20 protein-coding genes and 1 riboswitch are annotated in these 20,190 nt (G+C 51.4%); of the genes, 10 read left to right on the top strand and 10 right to left on the bottom strand.

The window, feature by feature from the left end; translation table 11 throughout:
• Window position 1: 1 nt before the first annotated feature.
• From thiD to EKM70_RS02810, 5 genes are all read right to left on the bottom strand, one after another.
• Window positions 2–814 carry a bifunctional hydroxymethylpyrimidine kinase/phosphomethylpyrimidine kinase gene (gene thiD / locus EKM70_RS02830; RefSeq protein ID WP_125545050.1) on the bottom strand — a complete coding sequence of 271 codons (813 nt, stop codon included), beginning with the start codon at window positions 812–814 and terminating at the stop codon, window positions 2–4.
• A gap of 6 nt (window positions 815–820) precedes the next feature.
• Entirely contained in the window at window positions 821–1,621 is an 801-nt protein-coding gene (gene thiM, locus EKM70_RS02825) for a hydroxyethylthiazole kinase (RefSeq protein WP_125545048.1), read from the bottom strand.
• 108 nt (window positions 1,622–1,729) lie between these two features.
• Window positions 1,730–1,836: riboswitch (TPP riboswitch) on the bottom strand.
• Between the two features lie 47 nt (window positions 1,837–1,883).
• Complete coding sequence (locus tag EKM70_RS02820; RefSeq protein WP_125545046.1) at window positions 1,884–2,720, bottom strand: oxidoreductase; 837 nt, start codon at window positions 2,718–2,720, stop codon at window positions 1,884–1,886.
• 15 nt (window positions 2,721–2,735) lie between these two features.
• Window positions 2,736–3,503, bottom strand: coding sequence for an ABC transporter permease (locus tag EKM70_RS02815; RefSeq protein WP_125545044.1), 768 nt, complete (start codon window positions 3,501–3,503; stop codon window positions 2,736–2,738).
• Complete coding sequence (locus EKM70_RS02810; protein WP_164506313.1) at window positions 3,500–4,156, bottom strand: ABC transporter ATP-binding protein; 657 nt, start codon at window positions 4,154–4,156, stop codon at window positions 3,500–3,502. The genes EKM70_RS02815 and EKM70_RS02810 overlap by 4 nt, the downstream gene beginning before the upstream one ends.
• 233 nt (window positions 4,157–4,389) lie before the next feature.
• Between EKM70_RS02810 and rlmD the strand changes: the two genes are divergently transcribed.
• The 3 genes from rlmD to EKM70_RS02795 all read left to right on the top strand — a co-directional run bounded on the left by rlmD (window position 4,390) and on the right by EKM70_RS02795 (window position 7,411).
• Window positions 4,390–5,835: a 23S rRNA (uracil(1939)-C(5))-methyltransferase RlmD gene (rlmD, locus tag EKM70_RS02805; protein WP_125545041.1), complete on the top strand. Its 1,446-nt coding sequence runs from the start codon at window positions 4,390–4,392 to the stop codon at window positions 5,833–5,835.
• An 85-nt stretch (window positions 5,836–5,920) separates the two neighbouring features.
• Window positions 5,921–6,367 (top strand): hypothetical protein, encoded by a 447-nt coding sequence (locus EKM70_RS02800; protein ID WP_125545039.1) that lies wholly within the window; start codon window positions 5,921–5,923, stop codon window positions 6,365–6,367.
• 186 nt (window positions 6,368–6,553) lie between these two features.
• Window positions 6,554–7,411, top strand: coding sequence for a DUF368 domain-containing protein (locus EKM70_RS02795; RefSeq protein WP_125545036.1), 858 nt, complete (start codon window positions 6,554–6,556; stop codon window positions 7,409–7,411).
• Between the two features lie 95 nt (window positions 7,412–7,506).
• Here the strand turns inward: EKM70_RS02795 and glpK are convergent, their stop codons facing one another.
• The 3 genes from glpK to EKM70_RS02780 form a co-directional block, all read right to left on the bottom strand.
• Window positions 7,507–9,021, bottom strand: a complete 1,515-nt coding sequence (glpK, locus tag EKM70_RS02790) for a glycerol kinase GlpK (RefSeq protein WP_125545033.1) — start codon at window positions 9,019–9,021, stop codon at window positions 7,507–7,509.
• 137 nt (window positions 9,022–9,158) lie between these two features.
• Entirely contained in the window at window positions 9,159–9,806 is a 648-nt protein-coding gene (locus EKM70_RS02785; RefSeq protein ID WP_125545031.1) for an endonuclease III domain-containing protein, read from the bottom strand.
• Between the two features lie 73 nt (window positions 9,807–9,879).
• Window positions 9,880–10,125, bottom strand: a complete 246-nt coding sequence (locus EKM70_RS02780; RefSeq protein ID WP_125545028.1) for a hypothetical protein — start codon at window positions 10,123–10,125, stop codon at window positions 9,880–9,882.
• Window positions 10,126–10,283: 158 nt separating this feature from the next.
• Here EKM70_RS02780 and EKM70_RS02775 point away from each other — a divergent pair, with 158 nt between their 5' ends.
• Window positions 10,284–11,018 carry a gamma-glutamyl-gamma-aminobutyrate hydrolase family protein gene (locus tag EKM70_RS02775; RefSeq protein ID WP_125545026.1) on the top strand — a complete coding sequence of 245 codons (735 nt, stop codon included), beginning with the start codon at window positions 10,284–10,286 and terminating at the stop codon, window positions 11,016–11,018.
• A 78-nt stretch (window positions 11,019–11,096) separates the two neighbouring features.
• The gene (locus EKM70_RS02770) at window positions 11,097–11,753 is read left to right on the top strand and encodes a YczE/YyaS/YitT family protein (RefSeq protein WP_125545024.1); all 657 of its coding nucleotides are present in this window, start codon (window positions 11,097–11,099) and stop codon (window positions 11,751–11,753) included.
• Between the two features lie 51 nt (window positions 11,754–11,804).
• Here the strand turns inward: EKM70_RS02770 and EKM70_RS02765 are convergent, their stop codons facing one another.
• The gene (locus EKM70_RS02765; protein ID WP_225416361.1) at window positions 11,805–12,731 is read right to left on the bottom strand and encodes an alpha/beta hydrolase fold domain-containing protein; all 927 of its coding nucleotides are present in this window, start codon (window positions 12,729–12,731) and stop codon (window positions 11,805–11,807) included.
• Window positions 12,732–13,109: 378 nt separating this feature from the next.
• Here EKM70_RS02765 and EKM70_RS02760 point away from each other — a divergent pair, with 378 nt between their 5' ends.
• From EKM70_RS02760 to EKM70_RS02750, 3 genes are all read left to right on the top strand, one after another.
• Window positions 13,110–13,904 carry a tyrosine-protein phosphatase gene (locus EKM70_RS02760; protein ID WP_125545022.1) on the top strand — a complete coding sequence of 265 codons (795 nt, stop codon included), beginning with the start codon at window positions 13,110–13,112 and terminating at the stop codon, window positions 13,902–13,904.
• 72 nt (window positions 13,905–13,976) lie between these two features.
• A complete protein-coding gene (locus EKM70_RS02755) occupies window positions 13,977–14,936 on the top strand; it encodes an alpha/beta hydrolase (protein WP_125545020.1) in 960 nt (319 codons plus the stop codon).
• A 386-nt stretch (window positions 14,937–15,322) separates the two neighbouring features.
• Entirely contained in the window at window positions 15,323–16,156 is an 834-nt protein-coding gene (locus EKM70_RS02750) for a hypothetical protein (RefSeq protein ID WP_125545018.1), read from the top strand.
• A 56-nt stretch (window positions 16,157–16,212) separates the two neighbouring features.
• Here the strand turns inward: EKM70_RS02750 and purB are convergent, their stop codons facing one another.
• The gene (gene purB, locus EKM70_RS02745) at window positions 16,213–17,508 is read right to left on the bottom strand and encodes an adenylosuccinate lyase (RefSeq protein ID WP_125545016.1); all 1,296 of its coding nucleotides are present in this window, start codon (window positions 17,506–17,508) and stop codon (window positions 16,213–16,215) included.
• Window positions 17,509–17,783: 275 nt separating this feature from the next.
• On the opposite strand from purB, the gene EKM70_RS02740 reads away from it, so the two are divergent.
• Window positions 17,784–19,070, top strand: a complete 1,287-nt coding sequence (locus tag EKM70_RS02740; RefSeq protein ID WP_125545014.1) for an adenylosuccinate synthase — start codon at window positions 17,784–17,786, stop codon at window positions 19,068–19,070.
• 21 nt (window positions 19,071–19,091) lie between these two features.
• Window positions 19,092–20,078, top strand: coding sequence for a GMP reductase (locus EKM70_RS02735; RefSeq protein ID WP_125545012.1), 987 nt, complete (start codon window positions 19,092–19,094; stop codon window positions 20,076–20,078).
• The last annotated feature ends 112 nt before the right edge of the window (window positions 20,079–20,190 follow it).

The raw sequence follows: 20,190 nt of genomic DNA, 5'->3' as shown, positions 1-20,190 counted from the left end.
GCTATTCAGCGCCTCCTTGCCGATAAGCCCAGTGATTCAGTGGGCCGTGACCGTTGCCAACCGCAATCGGATGAACAATTGCCGCGGTCACAAATTTCTTGGCGATCCGAATCGCCGTTTCAAAGTCCTGGCCCTTAGCCAGTTCTGCCGTGATACAGGACGACAGTGTATCACCCGTCCCATGGGTCCGCACCGTCGTGACACGCGGTGCTTCCAGCCAAAATGAACGGCCATCCATGAGCAATACGAAGTCACGGGCAACCTCGGATTCACCGTGACCACCTTTGATCACGATATTCTTGGCCCCCAAATCTTGTAAGGCCACTGCGGCGGCTTCCATCGCCGCCTCATCGGTGATCGTCATCCCCGTCAGCCGTTCCGCTTCCGGTAAATTAGGGGTTAAAACGTCTGCTAATGGAATCAGTTCGTCGCGAACCGTCTCCACGGCATCGTCAGCCAACAAGGCCGCGCCACCCTTGGCAATCATAACCGGATCGACTGTTAATGGTCCAAAATCAACTTTTTTCAAATTTTCCACAACGCCGTGAACGTGGCTGGCATCCGCCAGCATCCCCGTCTTGCAAGCCCGAATCTTAAAATCCGCGGCCAGCGACGCAAATTGCTCGTCAATTAGCTTTTGGGGGAGTGCCATGAAGTCCTGAACCCCTAAGGTATTTTGTGCGGTTACGGCAACGATAACGGCGGTCCCAAAAACGTTGCGCTCTTGCATCGTCTTAAGGTCGGCCATCACACCGGCACCGCCACCACTATCCGTCCCCGCAATCGTTAGGGTCTGTGGAAATTCATTTGCCATACTAACTCATCCCTTCTCCAACTGGTACGCCGCGATCGTCTCAATCTCAGCCACCGTTGTCATTTGTAACCCATCCATTAAATGCATGGTAAAGCTGCCGGCCGCCACTTGAGGTTGCCGCTGGACCACTAACTGACCGATGGCCGCGAAGACCATGCAGGCAGTTTGGGCCGCTTCGAAGTAATCCGTAGTCACGGCACAGAAGGCCGCAACGATACTTGATAACATATCACCGGATCCCACGTGAACTTGAAATAACGGGGTGCCATTCGTCACCTTAACCACCCGCTCACCATCGGTAATGATGTCGGTAGGTCCCGAAAGAATCACGACACAGGCTAACTTTTGGGCACAGGCTGTGGCGATGGCAACGAGATCCCCGTCACCCTCACCAGCGTCGATCCCCTTAGCTTGCCAAGCTACCCCAGCTAAGGCCGCAATCTCACCGGCATTCCCCCGAATCACATCGGGGTGGAAATCGGTCAACAGGCCCTCGGCCACCTCGCGCCGATAGGCGATTGCCCCGACGGCTACCGGATCAATCACGAGTGGTTTCTGCTGCTGATTGGCGATCCGACCCACGGTGCGAATCTGTTCGATTTGTCCCTGCGTAAACGCCCCTAAGTTCAGGCAAACGGCCCCGGCTAAGCCAACCATTTCATCGGCCTCGGCGACCTCTTCGGACATAATAGGTGACGCCCCCAAAGCATTCAACCCATTCGCCACGTCCTGAACCGTGACAAAATTCGAGATATTAAACACAATTGGATTCTGTTGACGCAGCGTTTCTAGCAAGGCTAATTTCATAAGTCTTGTTCCCCCTTAGGTCTGATCGGGCCACTCCCTACACCCCGGTTCCTTAAGGATCTAAAAAACGGGTCACCAGCTCACAATGTGGGTGAACCGGTGACCCGTTACGGTATCACGACACATTCCCTTCGCAAGTGTGAACTTGACAGGTTCCAAGGGATCGCGTGCAACACGCATCTCAGCCCAATTAACGGACACCCCTAGTGTTCTGGTTACTTCCAGCATAACAGGAAATACCCAATCGTCAACGCTTCTTAGATTATCGGATGACTTGTTTGGCAGCCATACTAATTAATCCCCACATCCGATCGATCGTCCGATCCGAGAGAAAACGGCGGACCCAGAGGATTTGACTCCCGGCCCCAGCCGAGTACCGTGTCTTGGGCCGCCGTGACAGAGCAGCGCGGTCCACTAATCTGGCAATCACGCGAGGCTCACTGGAGAAACGTTTAATCACTTGCAGAACTCGCCCCGCATCGGCGGCCGCTTCTTGATAAGGACCGTCCGCGGAAGTTGCCTTAAGGTGATTGGTGGCAATATCCGCCCAAGCAGACCGGATCGCCCCGGGTTCGATAACGGCCACGTGGACGCCCTTGGGAGCTAACTCCAGCCGGAGGGTATCTGAGAGTCCCTCTAAGGCGAATTTAGACGCAACGTACCATCCAGCTAGGGGCTGCGCAACTTTGCCGTCTACCGACGTCACATTGATAATCCGGCCGGCATGTTGCTGGCGCATCATCGGTAGCACCGACTGAATCAGCCGAGCCACCCCAAAGAGGTTCACGGCAAACTGATCCTCGGCCTGCTTCAACGGCACGTCTTCAATGGCCCCCATCAGCCCGTACCCAGCGTTATTGACCAGGATGTCAATTCGCCCGGTCTCACTGACAATCCGATTGACCACGGACTCCACACTCTTAGCATCCGTCACGTCCAATGCCAGCGTTGTGATGCCTAGATCATCCAGATCATTCATCCGACTAACTCGCCGGGCCCCGGCATAGACGGTGACCCCATTGCGATGCAGACTTCGAGCGATGGCATTGCCAATCCCCGATGAGGCTCCCGTAACCAGTGCTACTTTTCGTTGTGTCATAAGTTTTACACCCTCCTAATTTGATGGAACCTGTAACTGTTTGCGTTCGTTATAAAAGCCGCGGTAAGCCCAGTAGCAGGCCAAAACCGACCCGATACTGGTGGCCGACATCAGCATAAATGTCACCATGATTTGATACTTGATCGCACGGACTGGGTCAACACCGGCAAAGATTAAGCCAGACATCATCCCCGGTAAACTCACGATTCCCACGGTTTTAGCGGAATCAATCGTCGGCTGCATTCCCGTCTTGATGCTGGCACGAACGATATCTCGGGAAGCATCCTTGAGATCAGCTCCCAATGCCAGTTTTTCCAGCACCGCCTGCCGCTCTTGCTTGAATTGCGCATTGAGATTGCGGTAGCACAGGCCAATCGCCACCATGGAATTCGACGCGATCATGCCAGAAATCGGAATCATCTGCGACGGGATAAACTTGATGGCTCCCGCCAGCATCAGCACCCCTAACGTCACACCCGTACTGATGAGGATCGCGCCAACCGAGATCGGAAGTGCCTTCGGAATGCCACCGCTTCGTTGTTTTGCGTTATAGCCGGCATTAAAAATAATAATGAAAATCAAGATGGCTGTTAGCCAAATGTTGGCAATTCGAAAGACATACTTCAGCAGATACCCCACCACAAAGAGTTGGATGACTGCCCGGACAACCCCGATAATCATATCGCGGTCGATACCTAACTTTTCCTTCCAGCCAATCGCTAGGGCAATCATAACGAGCCCCAACGCAAGTACCAGAGATTGATTGTTCACTGCTAGATTCATGAGGCACCTCCCGGAACTATTTGGCCGTCGACGACGGTCACCAACCGTTTAGCCGCAGTAATTTCAGACTGATCATGGGTAATTGTGAGGATCGTGATCCCATCCTCCTGGTTAAAGTGATCGATTAGAGACCAAACGAAGGCCTTATTTTCAGCGTCCAAACCAGCTGTCACTTCATCTAATATCAACACTTCAGGATAGATCATGACATTGCGTAGCAGGGCTACCCGTTGACGCTGTCCCCCGGAGAGGTCAATCACGGCCTTATCCAGGTCGGCCCCAGCGAGGCCCACATACTCGAGGGCCGTAATCGCGCGTTGTGAGTCGAAAGGCAGTTGCCGAATCTGATAAGGAAAGGCCAAGTTGTCTCTGACCGTCTCCCCAAACAGCGTGGGTTGCTGGAAACTGTAGGAGACTCGCCGGCGATAGGCAATCGGATCATAGCTGTCAATCGGCTGGCCATCGAAGGTCAGCTCCCCACTGGTTCGACTCAAAAGTGACGCGATGATGCGTGCCAAGGTGGACTTCCCACCACCGGACGGTCCAGCAAAGGTGACCCACTCGCCGGCATCAATAGCCAAGCTGATACCCCGTAAAATCTGCTGTTGTCCGACTTGATACCCCACGTTTTCCAAGGTCAATAGACTCACGATTAGCGCCCCTTCCGCATAAAAGTCGTTGCATACCATTATTGTACTCAAATCCCACAGCCTTGCCTATGGAAGCGACTTCAATTTAGGCAAAAATTCACAGGCTCCCGAGACGCCATAAAGTTTGGTATAATGTTCAGGACCGTACTCATTCGGTAGCGTGGCTTTTGGCCACCTTAAGCAGATCAATTCAATGGCGATTTAGCTACACTCAAGACAACTCTATAGGAGAAAATATGGCAAATTACGAGTCACGAAATCATTCTAATCAGTACCACCAAAACAACCGTCGTCCCCGCCAGGAAGAACCTAAGGTGCAGGTCGAGGTTGGCCAACGCTTTCCTTTAACCATCAAGCGCATGGGGATCAACGGGGAAGGGATCGGCTATTACAAACGCATGGCCGTCTTCATTCCTGGCGCCCTGACCGGCGAAGAAGTCGTCGCCGAGGTGACCAGTGTCGCTCAACGGTTCTTGCGTGCTAAGATTCACCGGATTCGTCTAGCCAGTCCTCACCGAGTAGAACCTCGTGACAGCTATGCCGATGAGGTTGGGGGCTTCGAGCTGGAACATCTAGCCTACCCTGAACAATTGAAATTCAAACGAGACATCGTCAGCCAATCACTGGAACGGTATCAACCCGTGGGCTTTAAACACTTCGACCTCCGTCCAACCTTAGGCATGGCCGATCCTTACGGCTACCGTAACAAGGCCCAATTCCAGGTTCGCCGTAACGCCGACGGCCAGATTGAAGCCGGCCTGTACGCCGAACGGAGTCACGATCTGGTGGATCTCCCAACGTGTTCCGTTCAAATGCCGGTCGTTATGACCGTTATGCGGGCCGTTGTGGGCCTGCTGCAGGACTTGGACATGCCAATCTACGATGAAGAACAAGGATCCGGAATCGTGAAGACTCTGGTTGTCCGGGCCGCCGCCAATACCGACGACGTTCAACTGGTCTTCATTACGAATTCTCAGAAGTTACCTCGTAAACGGGAATTGCTCGAACGGATCACTAAGGAACTTCCTCAGGTCACTTCCGTTATGCAAAATGTTAACCCTGGCAAAACTTCTTTAGTCTGGGGTGAGGAAACCAAACATTTAGCCGGTGCCGAAGCGATTACCGAAAAGCTGGACGGCTTGTCCTTCAAGCTCTCTGCTCGGGCCTTCCTGCAACTCAACCCGGCACAAATGGAAGTGCTTTACGCCGAGGCTAAGAAGGCTTTGGATTTACAACCGGGCGAAACGGTCGTCGATGCCTACTCCGGTATCGGAACGATCGGCTTGTCACTGGCTGACGTCGCCGAAGAGGTTCGGGGGATGGATGTCATTCCCGAAGCCGTCGAAGATGCCAACGCTAACGCGGAAGCCAACGGTATTACCAATGCACATTACGAACTGGGAACCGCCGAAGACCTGCTGCCTAAGTGGATCATGACTGGCTTTCATCCGGATGCCATTGTGGTCGATCCTCCCCGCACTGGCCTAGACGACACCCTGATCGACACGATTTTAGCGGTTCGACCAGCGAAGTTGGTCTACGTCTCCTGCAACCCTTCCACGCTGGCCAAGGACTTAGTGGCGTTGGTTCACGATTATCACGTCGACTACATTCAGTCGGTTGATATGATGCCCCAGACCGCCCGTTGTGAAGCCGTCGTGAAACTTACCCGGCGTCAATAGATTAATAGGCAGGTCCCGGTTTTCGTGTTAGACTTTTAACTAACGATAAATTGGCTTTTAATTCTGTAGAAAGTTGGCAAATGACATGCAAGATCCTTTCAAGGGCTTTAACGATGATGATCAAAATAACCAAAATGGTAACGGCCCTCAAGGACTGCCGTTACCGCCGAACTACGCAACCGTCGTTAACCCAGAGACGGGGAACATGCGAATTGCCAAGGTTGGCTTTTCTTGGACCATGTTCTTCTTCCCCCCGTTCCCGACGATCTTTCGGGCCGACTGGTACAACTTGTTATGTATCATGGGAATCGAGCTCGGAAGCGCGATGCTCCTGACCATGGTCCTGACACCTACACAACTCACGCAGTTCATCGCCCTATGGCCAGTTGTTCGGAGTGTCCTGTGGGGGTCTTTGTACAACCTGATGTATTTTAAGCACCTGTTCAGCCGTGGCTTTGTCCCAGCTGACGTGCGGTCTCGCGATCTTCTAGGACGCGCACACTACTGGTCTCAACCTAAAAGTAAAGATTAGCTTTGAAACCCACTGTAACCCAGTGGGTTTTTATTTTGTGCGGTAAGGGATCTAATCCAAGATACTTAACGCACTTTTTTCAAGTTATCCTTAAGGTTTTGACCCTACCTTCCGATTTAGTTGCCTTTTCCAGTGGGATTTGCTAATTTGATACCTAACGACTAACCCTCATAAAAGGAGAGCCATATGCCAACAACTCGATCCGACACCCCGATGAAGCGTTTCTTCAAGGGCGTGATTATTGCATTAGGTTTTATCCTCCCCGGTGTATCCGGTGGGGTTCTCGCCGCCATCCTGGGAATTTATGAACGTCTACTGGGCTTCATGGCCCACTTCCGCCAGAATTTCAAACGCGACTTCTGGTACTTCGTCCCGGTCGGCATCGGCGGGATCGTGGGGATTGCCCTGCTGTCTGCTCCACTAGAGTTCCTCTTAGCTCACGCTCAAGTCGTGGTCCTCTGGGGCTTCGCCGGAGCCATCATTGGTACGTTACCCGCATTGACCCAGACAGCTAGCTCCAAGACACCCCGTGACGGGATCGATCTGATCTGGTTCTTCGACACCCTGATTATCAGTGCCGGCCTACTGTACTTCATGAGCGACCTCTTTGGTCCCCTGCCCGCTAACTTTGGGGGCTTCATGGTGGCTGGTGCCCTGATTGCCTTGGGTGTTTTGGTTCCAGGATTGAGCCCTTCTAACCTGCTACTGATTCTCGGACTCTTCACACCCATGCTGACCGGTTTCAAAAACTTTGATCTACTCGGTGTCTACTTACCGATCGCCATTGGTGGGATTCTCTCGATGGCCCTCTTCTCTAAGGGGATGGACTACTTGATCCACCGTTTTCATTCACGCGTGTACCACTTTATTCTAGGAATCGTGGTCGCCAGCACCGCTCTGATCTTGATTCCTAACAGCCACGCCGCTGAAAGCATCTCTTACGCAGGCGCCACTATTGGCACCTTATTAGCCAGTGCAGCGGCCCTGGTGGCTGGCGTAGTCTTAGGCTACTGGATGAGTCAATTAGAAGCAAAATACAAATAGATCAAAATAAGAGCCGAGGAGAAAATCCCCGACTCTTTTAATTTCCAATTCTATTTAACTGAACCATGTGACAAACAGCTCGTCACACACTTGTTTTAAAGATCCGGTTTAAATGCTCGCGTTGCCGCAACAGCCTGTTGCCAACCCGCATACAACCGGGCCCGACGATCTTCTGCCATATTTGGCGTGAACAAACGACCGGCACTGCGAATTTCCTTAATCTCATCGAGACTCTGCCAGAAACCAACGGCTAGGCCGGCCGCAATGGCCGCCCCCATGGCCGTCGTTTCTTCATCGGCCGCCCGTTGAACCGGGGTTGCCAGGATATCGGCTTGGAATTGCATCAGATAACGGTTCCGGGAGGCCCCACCATCAGCCATCAGTTCCGAGATGTCAATCCCGGTATCCTGCTTCATGGTGTGAAGCACGTCTCGTGTCTGGTAGGCAATCGACTGGAGTGTTGCCTTCACGAAGTCATTCCGGTTGGTTCCCCGGGAGAGACCGAAGACCGCCCCTTTGGCATCGGGATCCCAGTATGGTGCCCCGAGACCGTTAAAGGCTGGTACCACGTAAACTTCATCATTATCCGTGGACGCCATCGCCGCCTGTCGAGACTCTGGCACGTTATTGATAATCTGCATGCTTTCATGTAACCAAGCCAATGCGGTCCCGGCTACCAGGATTGACCCTTCAAGAGCATAGGTAACCTCACCATTCATTTTATAAGCAATCGTCGTTAAGAGATTGTGTTTAGAGGTCTGGGGTTCCTTCCCGGTATTCATCATAACGAAGGCCCCATCCCCGTACGTGTTCTTAACCTTCCCGGGTTCGATAGCCAATTGTCCCAAGAGCGCTGCCGATTGGTCACCAATAATCCCGGCGATCGGCACTTCCACCCCATAGAACTGGAAGTTCTGGGTCACACCGTAGACTTCGGAGCTGGACTTTACCGTTGGCAACATGGCCGCCGGAATGTTGAGCCAGTTCAAAATGTCCGTATCCCACTTTAACTCATGAATGTTAAAGAGCATGGTCCGGCTGGCATTACTGTAATCGGTGACGTGAATCTTCCCACCGGAAAGCTTCCAGGCCAACCAACTGTCAACAGTCCCAAATAACAGATCGCCATTCTCGGCGCGTTCCTGAGCTCCCGGAACATGATCCAAAATCCAACGTACCTTAGTCGCACTGAAATAGGCGTCGACCACGAGGCCGGTCTTGTCCTTAATGGTTTCGGCCTTGCCCGCGGCAACTAAGTCCTTAGCCATCGAGGCTGTTTGTTGACTTTGCCACCCAATGGCGTGATAGATAGGCTCACCGGTAATCTTATCCCAAACGATTGTGGTTTCCCGTTGGCTACTAATCCCAATGGCGTCAATATTTTCCGGATGAATGGACGCGTCGATCAGAGCGCTCGCAATCACCGACAGGACGCTGTTCCAGATCTCATTAGCGTCGGATTCAACCCAACCCGTATGCGGATAATATTGGGGAACTTCCTTGTAGGCCTCAATCACCTTACGGCCGGTGTGATCAAAGATAAGTGCCCGCGTGCTACTGGTCCCTTGGTCAATCGCCAAGAGGTAATTTTCTGGCTGTTTTAATGCCATATGTAATGTCTCCCTCCAACTAAAACACCGCTAAAATCGAAAGCGGTTTCAATTTCAATGCACTAATCATAGCATGTTCCCTGCCAAATCCCGCAAATTTTGCCCAGCCACGCCTAGATTTGGCAGATTCTTAAGCTTTAAACATTAAGATGTTTACCCGCTAAGAAGGATTGTTCGAAGTCTGCTGAGGACTTAATTCGTTTACCAAACTCATCAATCAGCGCATGAAATTCCTGAAAATCTGTGAGGGCAAAATCTAACTGGGGAAGAACTCGCCGCTGAAAAGCCGGATAAGTCTTGGGCATGGTTGCCCCCAACCAGGTAAAGAGTCGCCGAGCATAGGTGTCCACCATAAAAGTCCCATGATCCAGTGTATACATCAAAATGTAATCGGCGGTCTCGTTGCCGATCCCAGTGATGGCCAAAAGATCCTGACGTAGGCTAGCCCCATCACGCTGGCGCAGGGCTGTCAGATTATCGTTAGCGGTTCCCAGCCAATCGGCTAAGGCCAGGATAGCCTCGCTCTTACGATGGTAAAATCCACTGGTTTGAATTAATGGCACCAACGTTTCTGGCGTATACGTCCGTAGCTTAGCCGGCTTAAATTGTGTAGCTGCTTTGATCTTAATCAGTGCTGGTTCCACGTTTCGCCAGTTCGTGTTCTGAACCAGAATCGCTCCCAGCATGATTTCCACCGGTGTCACCGCCCACGGTGTTCCGGGCCGCAACCAAGGTTGGGGGCCCATTTCTTTAGCCATCAACTGATAGAGTTCCATCAGGGTCATGTCCGGATCTCCTTCCCAAATAAAAAGGTCAGCCACCTGAGTGACCGGCCGTTAACTTCTAGTTCTGTGACGCTTAGCTCCGCTTGATGACCAAACGGATATCACCGTCGCCATCAGGATTGATGTCTTCATGATAATCGAAATCAGCGCTCTGGAAGTACTTCTTAATCTCTTCATTGAGTGTTTCGATTGGCCGCACGTCTTTGTCTTGTTTCTTTAATAAAAGCGTGTATTCCTTAGAATCTTCATCGACGTTTTCAAAGCTGTATTCAATCGCTTCGGAATTCAAAATTTCTTGAATCAATTGCCGTTCTGTCATCTTGTTTACCTCGCTTTATTTTATTCCACTTCTCTACTATAAGATTAAACCGCGATTTTGTGAACTATTTCGTCAAGGTTAGGTAACCTAATGATGACAAATAAGTAGCGAAATGGGTATACTGGGCGGTAACTAACTGTCTGAAAGGAAGCGACGCCATGCGCCCACGAATTGCTTTACCCGCCGACACTCTCGACGAGGCTACCAATATCATTAATGAACGAAACGCCGCCTTCGCCCCCCGCCCCGCTGTCGAGGCGATCGTCAAGGCCGGTGGCTTACCCATCATTCTTCCCAGCGTCGATCCTAGTGACGTGGCGGACTATCTGCCGCTGTTCGATGGCGTGGCCTTTCTCGGTGGGTTTGACGTCGATCCGACCTTCTATAACGAAGAGCCACACTTGCGACTGGGTAAGACTTACCGCAAGCGTGACCTCTTTGAAATCGAGCTGTTGCGCCAATCTGTCGCTCAAAATAAAGCGATCCTCGGCATCTGCCGGGGCCTGCAACTGATTAATGTGGGGCTGGGCGGTACCCTCTACCAGGATCTCAGCGAAGACCCAACCGCTAAATTAAAACATAGCCAGGCCGCCATGGGCAACCAACCCAGCCATCACATCACGGTTGATCCCACTAGTATTCTGAGTGATCTGATGGGCGTCCGGCCCTACGTCAACTCCCGGCACCATCAAGCCGTCAAAGACGTGGCTCCCACGCTGACCGCCATTGCCAAGGCCGACGACCAGGTCATCGAGGCCCTAGAGTCCACCACTAGTGACCAGATCGTGGCCGTTCAGTGGCACCCAGAGAATATGTACAAACACCACGAAGAGTCCCGCCAGATTTTCGTGAATTTCATCCAGCGAGCCGCTAAACGGATGCCCAAATTGTAAAATTGCAGTAAAGGGCTTTCACTTCCCCGCAACTTCCACTACACTAGAGAATAGACTGAATGAAGAGCGGGTGAGTTTGTGGCAAAGATGAAGGATTACGGGCAACGAATGCGTTTTTTAGGATTCTCCATTCTGCTAAACTCTGCCGCTAACGCACTGACTATCTCCACTAACCTGGGGAGTGCCGTTTGGACGGGGTCATCGGTCAACCTATCGAACTGGATTCACGTGCCACTGGGAACCACCCTTTTCCTCTATGGGATTGCGGTGACCCTATTAAATCAAATCCTGTTAGGCAAGTTCGACCGGCGACGCTTCATCTCCAACCTGCTGTATATTCTCCCCTTTAGCTACCTAGTCGAGTGGTTCGGGTACTTGTGGAACTGGCTAGGTGTCAATCAGCTCAACCTGACCGGCCGTGTCATTTTCGACATTATCGGCCTCTTCGGGGTGGCCTTCGCCGTATCCATCTACCAACGATGCAATATCATCATGCACCCTAACGACGACCTGGCCTACATTCTACGTTTCAAATACCTGCGAGGATCGGCGGTTCTGGCGCAGTGGGTCAGCTACCTGCCACCGCTGACAATTATCGTCCTGTCCTACTTATTTACTGGGGACCTTCACGCCATCGGCTTCGGAACGGTCTGGGCTCTCGTTACGCAAGGCATTGTCATGGCCTGGGCGGACTTCCACGTCTTCCCCCGGCTGAAACACCACATTGACGTCTAAACTAATTTGATTGAAAAAGCCATCCGGATTTTCCGGATGGCTTTATTAGTCTTAATTTAATTTTCCTGTTAACACGAACTGCTTGATCTCTTTTAGTGTCTGCTTGGTTTCCGGCAGATGCGGCCAGAGAATATAGTCATGAAGCATGGACGCCATGACGTGGGCGGTAAACGGTGTCCCTTCCGCAGCCGAGAGCTTCTGTAAGAGTCGCTCATCGTCGGCCTGCAAGAGTTCATTGGTCCCAAAGTACAACTTGAGTTTTCCTAAGTGATCGAAGTTCCCATAGATTGGGCTAACCAAGGGATCCGTGACAGGATACGCTCCTGCATACTCGTAACCAATGCGTTTCAAGGTTTCCAGAGTTAGGAAGGGATCATGCTTGGCGGCGGCCGTCAGATCGGGATTCATCATACTTAAGTCAGTCCACGGCGAGATTAAAATCGTCCCCACTGGCATTGGATCTTGGCGTAACGCCAGCTGCTGCAGTAGCGTTAACGCCAGTCCACCCCCAGCAGAATCTCCCATTAGGAAGAACTCGTCATCTGGATATTGTGCCAACAAGTAGCTATAAACATTCATGACAAACACCACGGTTTCCTCAACTGTGGCTTCTGGCACCAAGGGATAGTCCACATAGGTTATCCGAACGTTAGCTTGTTCAATTAAAGACACCATCATTTGCCGATGGCTCTTGGTTCCCTGCATTGTATACGCCCCGCCATGAAATAACAGGATGTGTTGTGGCTGGGGCGCCCCGGAACCCGCAGTTAAGAGACGGCCACCGAAGAGGGTCCGCTCCTTGGTTACAATATTAGCCGGAAATTTTTGGGGAACAACGGCTTGGTTGCGCCGGCTAGGCTGTAAAAATGCCTGCTGCATCTGTTGCTTGAGTTGACTATGCTTGGTTTTGAAGAGTAGCCATTTCCCACGCAAACTCACGACTATCACCCTTATCTTTAACCCTTCATTAATTCTCAAAACTCTCTTGTATGCATTGCTAGTACTTGGGAGCGCCTGCGGCCAGCAGACGCCATCCTGTGTCGATGCTGTTAGGCCGGCGACTTATCCGGTCTTACAGCATAGGCCAGTTTTAAGACCCACGCCCCTTGTGGGGCTTGAAGCTGAGCCCGAAGACCGCCCTTTGGCTTCAGGCGTGCCTCATAGGATGACACCCCACGACCGCTGGAGGCGATCCAATTTCTCAGCCCCATTACAGCAAAATTTATCTGAACTCATAGTGTCAGTATACAGCGTTTGGGGTCAAAGTGCCTCCCCCAGAATCAATTACTAGGTAATTTCTTGAAAAACCGGTAGAATAGGACGGGTAACAAACAATATTTGAAAGGGTGGGAACACATGACAAATAATCGAATGCTGGATGTGACCGGAGGGATTAACTTCCGCGAATTGGGAGGGTACCCCACGATTGATGGGCACACCGTTAAATGGCATAAATTAGTTCGAACCGCCGGCTTAGCGGATCTCACCCCCGCTGACCAACAGCACCTCAGTGACTATGGGGTCATTACCGACGTTGATTTTCGTTCCAAGGATGAGCAACGCCAGGCACCCGATAAGGTCCCGGCTGGCGTCACCTATCGTTTCTTGCCAGTCTTTCCAGCCGATGACGAGACCGACGCTTCCGCTAGTCAGGAAGAATTGGCGGCCCGCTTTTCCAAAAACGATCAGGCTGGTCACACACACATGTTAGATGTTTACCGCCAGATGATTACCTTGCAAACTGCCCAAGATGCCTATCACGACTTCTTTGCCACGCTACTGGCAAACGATCACACCGACCAGGCTGTCCTCTTCCACTGTACGGCCGGTAAGGACCGCACCGGGATCGGTGCCTTCTTTGCGATGAGTGCCTTAGGCGTTGATCCTCAGGTCATTCGTCAAGACTACCTGTTAACCAATCGGGCTGTCGCTCCTCGCGTGGACCGTCAGGCTGCCGAGGCCAAGGCCCAAGGCTTAAACGAGACCTTCGTCACGAACATGCGCGCCCTGTACACGGTGCATGCCGACTACTTCGATGCCGCCATGAAGATTATTAACACCCAGTATGGTGGAACGCAAGACTACTTGCACGATGTCCTCAATGTTTCCAACGGAGATATCAAGGATTTGAAGAAACTCTATTTAGACTAAACGAGCGCCAGGCTAACCGCAGTTACGGGTAGTCTGGTTTTTTAACCCCCTCGCCAGAAAGGACCTGATTAGATGAAAAAGAAAACATTGACTTGGGCACTTCCCCTAGTCGGATTGGCCGCAACCTCTTTAGTCGCCAGTGAACGCCTGTTTAATTTTGCCTTCAAACGGGTCAATTACGTTCCCGAAACCTCCGCCGACAAGCAAAAGTACGCGGATGCCTACTACGCCTACGTCGACTGGTTTAAGCAGGTTAAGAAGGAAAAGTGGTATCTCCACGAACACGATCCTAAAAATAGAATGGTGGCCGAATACATCCCCGCGGAAACGCCGAGCCACAAGACCGTTATCATCTCCCACGGCTATAAGGGAAATGGAGAAACCATGGCGAACTTCGCTCAGATGTACCACCAGCTAGGCTTTAATGTCCTCTTACCCGACGACCGCGGTCACGGGGAGAGTGCCGGTAAGTACATCAGTTTCGGCTGGCTCGACCGCTTGGATTATCTCCAATGGATTCAACAGGTCATCGACCGTGCCAACACCAACGTTAAGATTCTCCTCTTCGGCGTCAGCATGGGTGGGGCCACAATGGAGATGCTCTCCGGTGAAAGCCTGCCATCTCAGGTCAAGGCGATTATCGCCGACTGCGGCTACTCCAGCATTGAAGCGGAATTGACCTACCTGCTCAAACGCCAATTTCATTTACAAAAGTATCCGCTCGAGCCCCTGGTCAGCACGATCTCTAAGCGCCGGCTCGGCTACTACCTCGGCGACGTCACGGCTACCGAACAGCTGAAGAAGAACAAGCGCCCGATTCTCTTTATCCACGGAGAAAAGGACGTCTATGTGCCGGTAGGCATGGCCTATGAGAACTACGCCGCCACCCACGCGCCCAAGCAACTCTGGATCGTCCGCAACGCCTCGCATGCCGAGAGCTTCTGGATCAACCCAAGTCGCTACCGCGCCCACGTGACGGAGTTCTTAAAGACCTACTTTGACGACCCCGTCGAAGAAAATTCACAGGTTTAGACTTCCTTTAACAAATGATCAAAAAGTCATCACAGTCTGCCCCCTTTTCTCGTCACAAAGTCCGGGTATAGTTATCATCATAGTAATTAGCCAAGAGCTGTTACTAGTCAAATTCTATATCCAATCCCTTACAGATTCTCTTCCCCAAAGAGAATCCGATCATTGGTTAGGTTCCCTCAAGCCTAGCCACTCCTCTAACTGAGTGTCACTCCCCCTAAGTGACCTCACTCCTCAATAAAAACCGCCACATCCTTCTTTTCGGAAGGTGTGGCGGTTTTTGCGTGGGTCGGGTGGTATACTTAACTTATCAGTCGAGTAAATCGTTATTAGACGAAACTAATTAACGGTCCTCCGCGTTGGATGAGCCGAGATAAGAGGCGTTCCCCATGAATAAGTTAAAAGCCACCACTCTCACCCTAATCGCCATCTTGGGATTTGGTATCATCGCACCAGCCATCCCCGCTATTAACCACCCCGTCACGGCGCAGGCAGCCACCAAGGTCGTGACCGTCAAAATCAAACACTGGGCCAATGCCGATGTTGAAGTCGGCATGGCGGCCTGGCTATATGCCACCTTCAGCAATAAGGTAGCGAAAGCCATTATTGTCAAGGCAGACGTGGCTTACAACAATACCTACGCCAAGACCAAGTCACCGCGAGCGGCCCTGATTGCCATGATGGCCACCGTCAAGCGCTACACCGGCGTAAAATTTAAAATTATCCGCAACGACTATGTCAACGGTTCAAACGCTATCGACCGGTCGAAGTCCAAAGCGGCCTTGAAGAATGCCGCCACCGCGGCGCAAGTCTCGGCTGCGGTGTCCCCCGAGGTCAATCAAGCGGTCAAAGCCTTCAAAGTAAAACAAGCCGCCTATGCTTACAAGGTTTCTAAGCTGACCTCGACGAAAACCAAGTCCAATCAGGCAGTGAAGGTCACAGGGACCGTTGCCATTCACAATCACGCCAATGCCAAGAAACATCACGCCAAATGGGCACGGATTACCACTTATAAAGGTTACAAGTTCGCTCGCTTAAATCAACGTGGGACCTTTAAAGCCACAATCAAAGCTCCTAAGGCCAAGAAAACCTGGGCACGGGCTGGCTACTATACGAAGAAAACGAAACATGGCAAGGTCATCAAAAAGAACGGCAAGATCGTTTATATCTTCCATTTACTCTCAGGTCAGAAGAAGGTCACGGTTCAAGCCTATGAAGGGTAAACAAAAAACGAACTCCTAAGGGGTTCGTTTTTTGTTTACCCTTCGTAATCTCGGACTTAGTCTAAACCCAGTCGTTTAAAAATCAAATCAATTCGGCGCAAGTGATAATGGTAGTCAAAGGCATCGGCAATCTGGTCCGGTGTCAGCCGAGCGGTAATGGTCGCGTTGGCCTCAACCAGTGGTCGGAACTGAACTTGTTGGTCCCAAGCCTGAGCGGTTAAGGGCTGAACCAAGTCGTAAGCTGCCTCGCGACTCAAACCGGATTCAATCAACTTTAATAACAGTCGTTGACTATAGATCAGACCATAGGTCCGGTTCATGTTGGCCAGCATCGTCTCTGGGAAAACGTCCAGATTGGTCAAAATACGATTGATCCGGTGCAACATGTAGTCCAATAACGTCGTGCTTTCTGGTAAAATCATCCGTTCGGCAGAAGAATGCGAGATGTCCCGTTCATGCCACAGACTGACATCTTCATAGGCCGTCACCATAGTGCCCCGCAGGACCCGGGCTAGCCCCGTCACATTTTCAGAACCGATCGGATTCCGTTTGTGAGGCATCGCTGATGAGCCCTTTTGGCCGGGATTGAAATGTTCCTCAACTTCATGGATCTCCGAACGTTGGAGACCCCGAATCTCCGTCGCAATGTTCTCCACACTCGTGCCAATCAGAGCCAGGGTGGCCACGTAATCGGCGTGGAGATCCCGTGGGAGCACCTGACTAGCGATTGGCTGTGGTGTCAAGCCTAGCTGATCACACACAAAAGCCTCAACCTCTGGTGGCACGTTGGCAAACGTCCCCACGGCCCCACTAATCTTACCGGTCTCGACACCGGCGGCTACCCGGTCAAAGCGGTCTAGATTACGTTGCATCTCCGCATAGAAACGGGCAACTTTCAAACCAAAAGTCGTCGGTTCGGCTTGAACCCCGTGAGTCCGGCCAATCATGACCGTATCCTTATACTGGCGCGCCAGGTTACCCAATGTTTCAATCAGCGTCATCAAGCTCTGCCGAATTTGCACATTAGCCTGCTTTAACCGCACGCCTTGGGCTGTATCCACGACATCGGTACTCGTAACCCCAAAGTGAATCCACTTACGTTCAGCCCCGAGTGACTCGGAGACGTTGCGGGTGAAGGCAACCATATCATGGTGGGTCACGGCTTCAATTTCAGCGATCCGATCGACATCAAACGTCGCGTGTTCCCGAATCTTCTGGGCGTCGGCGACTGGCACCTCACCGACCTGAGCCCAGGCTTCATCAATGGCAACTTCAACGGCCAACCAGGACTGATACTGATTCTCTAATGACCAAATTTGACCCATTTCCGGGCGGGTATAACGTTCTAACATGCGCTTCCTCCTATATCAGAAAAGAATTAAAAGACGAACATTTATTTTATAGTTAGCGAATTACTCCGCTAGCTATCATATCATAGTTCGTCCCAATTTAGCCACCTTTTAGCTATTATTTAAGGGGATAATTCGTTTCCTAACTGAATATTCAGAACTTTCATCACTATTTATTTAAAAATAGTTCGCATTTCACTTGATTTTTAAATCCGAACTTGATACACTGAATCTTGCTGGGCGTTCGGCTCAGTAAAATAAAGCGATGAGGTGTTGTTATGTCATCAACAGTAGTAGTTGGTAGTCAATGGGGCGATGAAGGTAAAGGAAAGATCACGGATTTTCTGAGTGAGAAGGCTGATGTCATTGCTCGCTACCAGGGTGGTGACAACGCCGGTCATACCATCGTCTTTAATGGTCAGACCTTCAAGTTACGCTTGATTCCTTCAGGGATATTTTACGCGGATAAGCTGAGCGTCATTGGTAACGGGGTTGTCGTCAATCCGAAGTCTCTGATTGAAGAGCTGACGTACCTCCATGAAAATGGCGTCTCGACCGATAATTTACGGATTTCCGATCGAGCCCATGTGATTCTGCCTTACCACATCTTGTTAGACCAGGCCCAAGAAAAGGCCAAGGAAAACAAGATTGGCACCACAAATAAAGGAATCGGCCCAGCTTACATGGATAAGGCCGAACGAATTGGAATTCGTATCGCGGATTTATTGGATCACGACATTTTCGCCGATAAATTACGCCAAAACTTAATTGAAAAAAATAACGTCTTAACAAAACTCTATGACGTCGCACCACTCGACTTTGACGACGTCTTCAACGAGTACTATGCCTTAGGCCAACAAATTAAGAGTCATGTTACCGACACATCCGTGGTCGTCAATGATGCCATCGATGCCGGGAAGAATGTTCTGTTTGAAGGGGCCCAAGGAGTCATGTTAGATATTGACCACGGGACTTACCCCTTCGTGACGTCTTCGAACCCCGTTGCCGGTGGGGTTACCATCGGTGCCGGTGTTGGTCCAACTAAGATTGACCACGTCGTTGGTGTCTGCAAGGCCTATACGTCTCGGGTCGGTGACGGCCCATTCCCAACCGAATTATTCGATGAAATTGGGGACACCATCAGAGAAACCGGCCATGAATATGGAACCGTCACGAAACGTCCACGGCGAATCGGTTGGTTCGACAGTGTGGTTCTTCGTCACGCCAAGCGCGTCTCTGGATTGACTACGCTATCTCTCAATTGTCTCGATGTTCTGACCGGTCTCAAGACCGTCAAGATCTGCAAGGCCTACAACCTAAATGAGGAAACCATCTACCACTACCCCGCAAGTTTGACGGCCCTCGACGCTTGCGAACCGATCTATGAAGAACTTCCCGGCTGGACCGAAGACATTACGCAATGCAAGGCCGTTGAAGAATTACCAGTTAACGCACAAAATTACGTGAAGCGCCTGGCCGAACTCGTTGGCGTCGACATTGCCACCCTGTCCGTTGGCCCTGATCGTGAACAAACCAACGTGCTCCAGCCCATCTGGAACGCCTAACCTTATCAAGGAGTGATTGCCATGCACCCAACCGAAGTATTTGACTACGAAGATATTCAACTCGTTCCCAACAAATGTGTCATTGACAGCCGTTCCGAAGCCGATACCAGTATTGAGTTTGGGCCTCACCGGTTCAAGATTCCGGTCGTACCTGCTAACATGGAAACGGTCATTAACGAACCCTTAGCCGTTTGGCTCGCCCAAAACGATTATTTCTATGTGATGCATCGCTTCCAGCCAGAAGAACGGCGCGGATTCATTGCCCGGATGCATGCCAAATCACTCTTTGCGTCCATCAGTGTCGGCGTTAAGCCTGATGAACAAGCCTTCATCGATGAACTGGCGGAAGCCGACCTGGTTCCCGAATACATCACCATCGACATTGCCCACGGTCACAGTGACTCCGTGATTCGAATGATCAAGAAGATCAAGACAACTATGCCTACGACCTTCCTGATCGCTGGTAATGTGGGGACGCCGGAAGCCGTACGTGAACTAGAGAATGCCGGTGCGGACGCCACTAAGGTTGGGATTGGTCCTGGTAAAGCCTGCATCACGAAGCTCAAGACTGGTTTTGGGACTGGAGGCTGGCAACTGGCAGCCTTACGTCTCTGTGCCAAGGCTGCCCGTAAACCAATCATCGCCGATGGCGGGATTCGCTACAACGGGGACATTGCCAAATCCGTGCGCTTCGGTGCCAGCATGGTGATGATTGGTTCCATGCTCGCCGGCCACGAACAGTCCCCTGGTAGTCTCCTAACGATCGACGGCCGGACCTTCAAGCAATACTGGGGATCCGCTTCCGAGAAGCAAAAAGGGGCCTACCGTAACGTTGAGGGAAAGCAGATGCTGGTGCCTTTCCGTGGCGACATTGCCAATACCTTAAATGCCATGCACGAAGACCTGCAGTCTTCCATCTCTTACGCCGGTGGGCGTAACCTGCTCGACATCCAAACGGTGGACTACGTCATCGTCAAGAGCTCCATCATGAATGGTGACAGCTATTAAACCTTGATTTAACGAAAGTCCCACGAAGACCATTGTGTACTAGTCCCTGTCAAGTTGACAGATGAAATACTATAATTTTAGCGTCTTTACTCAAGCGGCTTCACCACGGTAT

Origin of the sequence: Levilactobacillus lindianensis, assembly GCF_003946095.1 — a bacterium.
Taxonomy (GTDB): domain Bacteria; phylum Bacillota; class Bacilli; order Lactobacillales; family Lactobacillaceae; genus Levilactobacillus; species Levilactobacillus lindianensis.
Note: the sequence above shows the minus strand (reverse complement) of the source record. Positions and strands in the feature narration are given on the sequence as shown.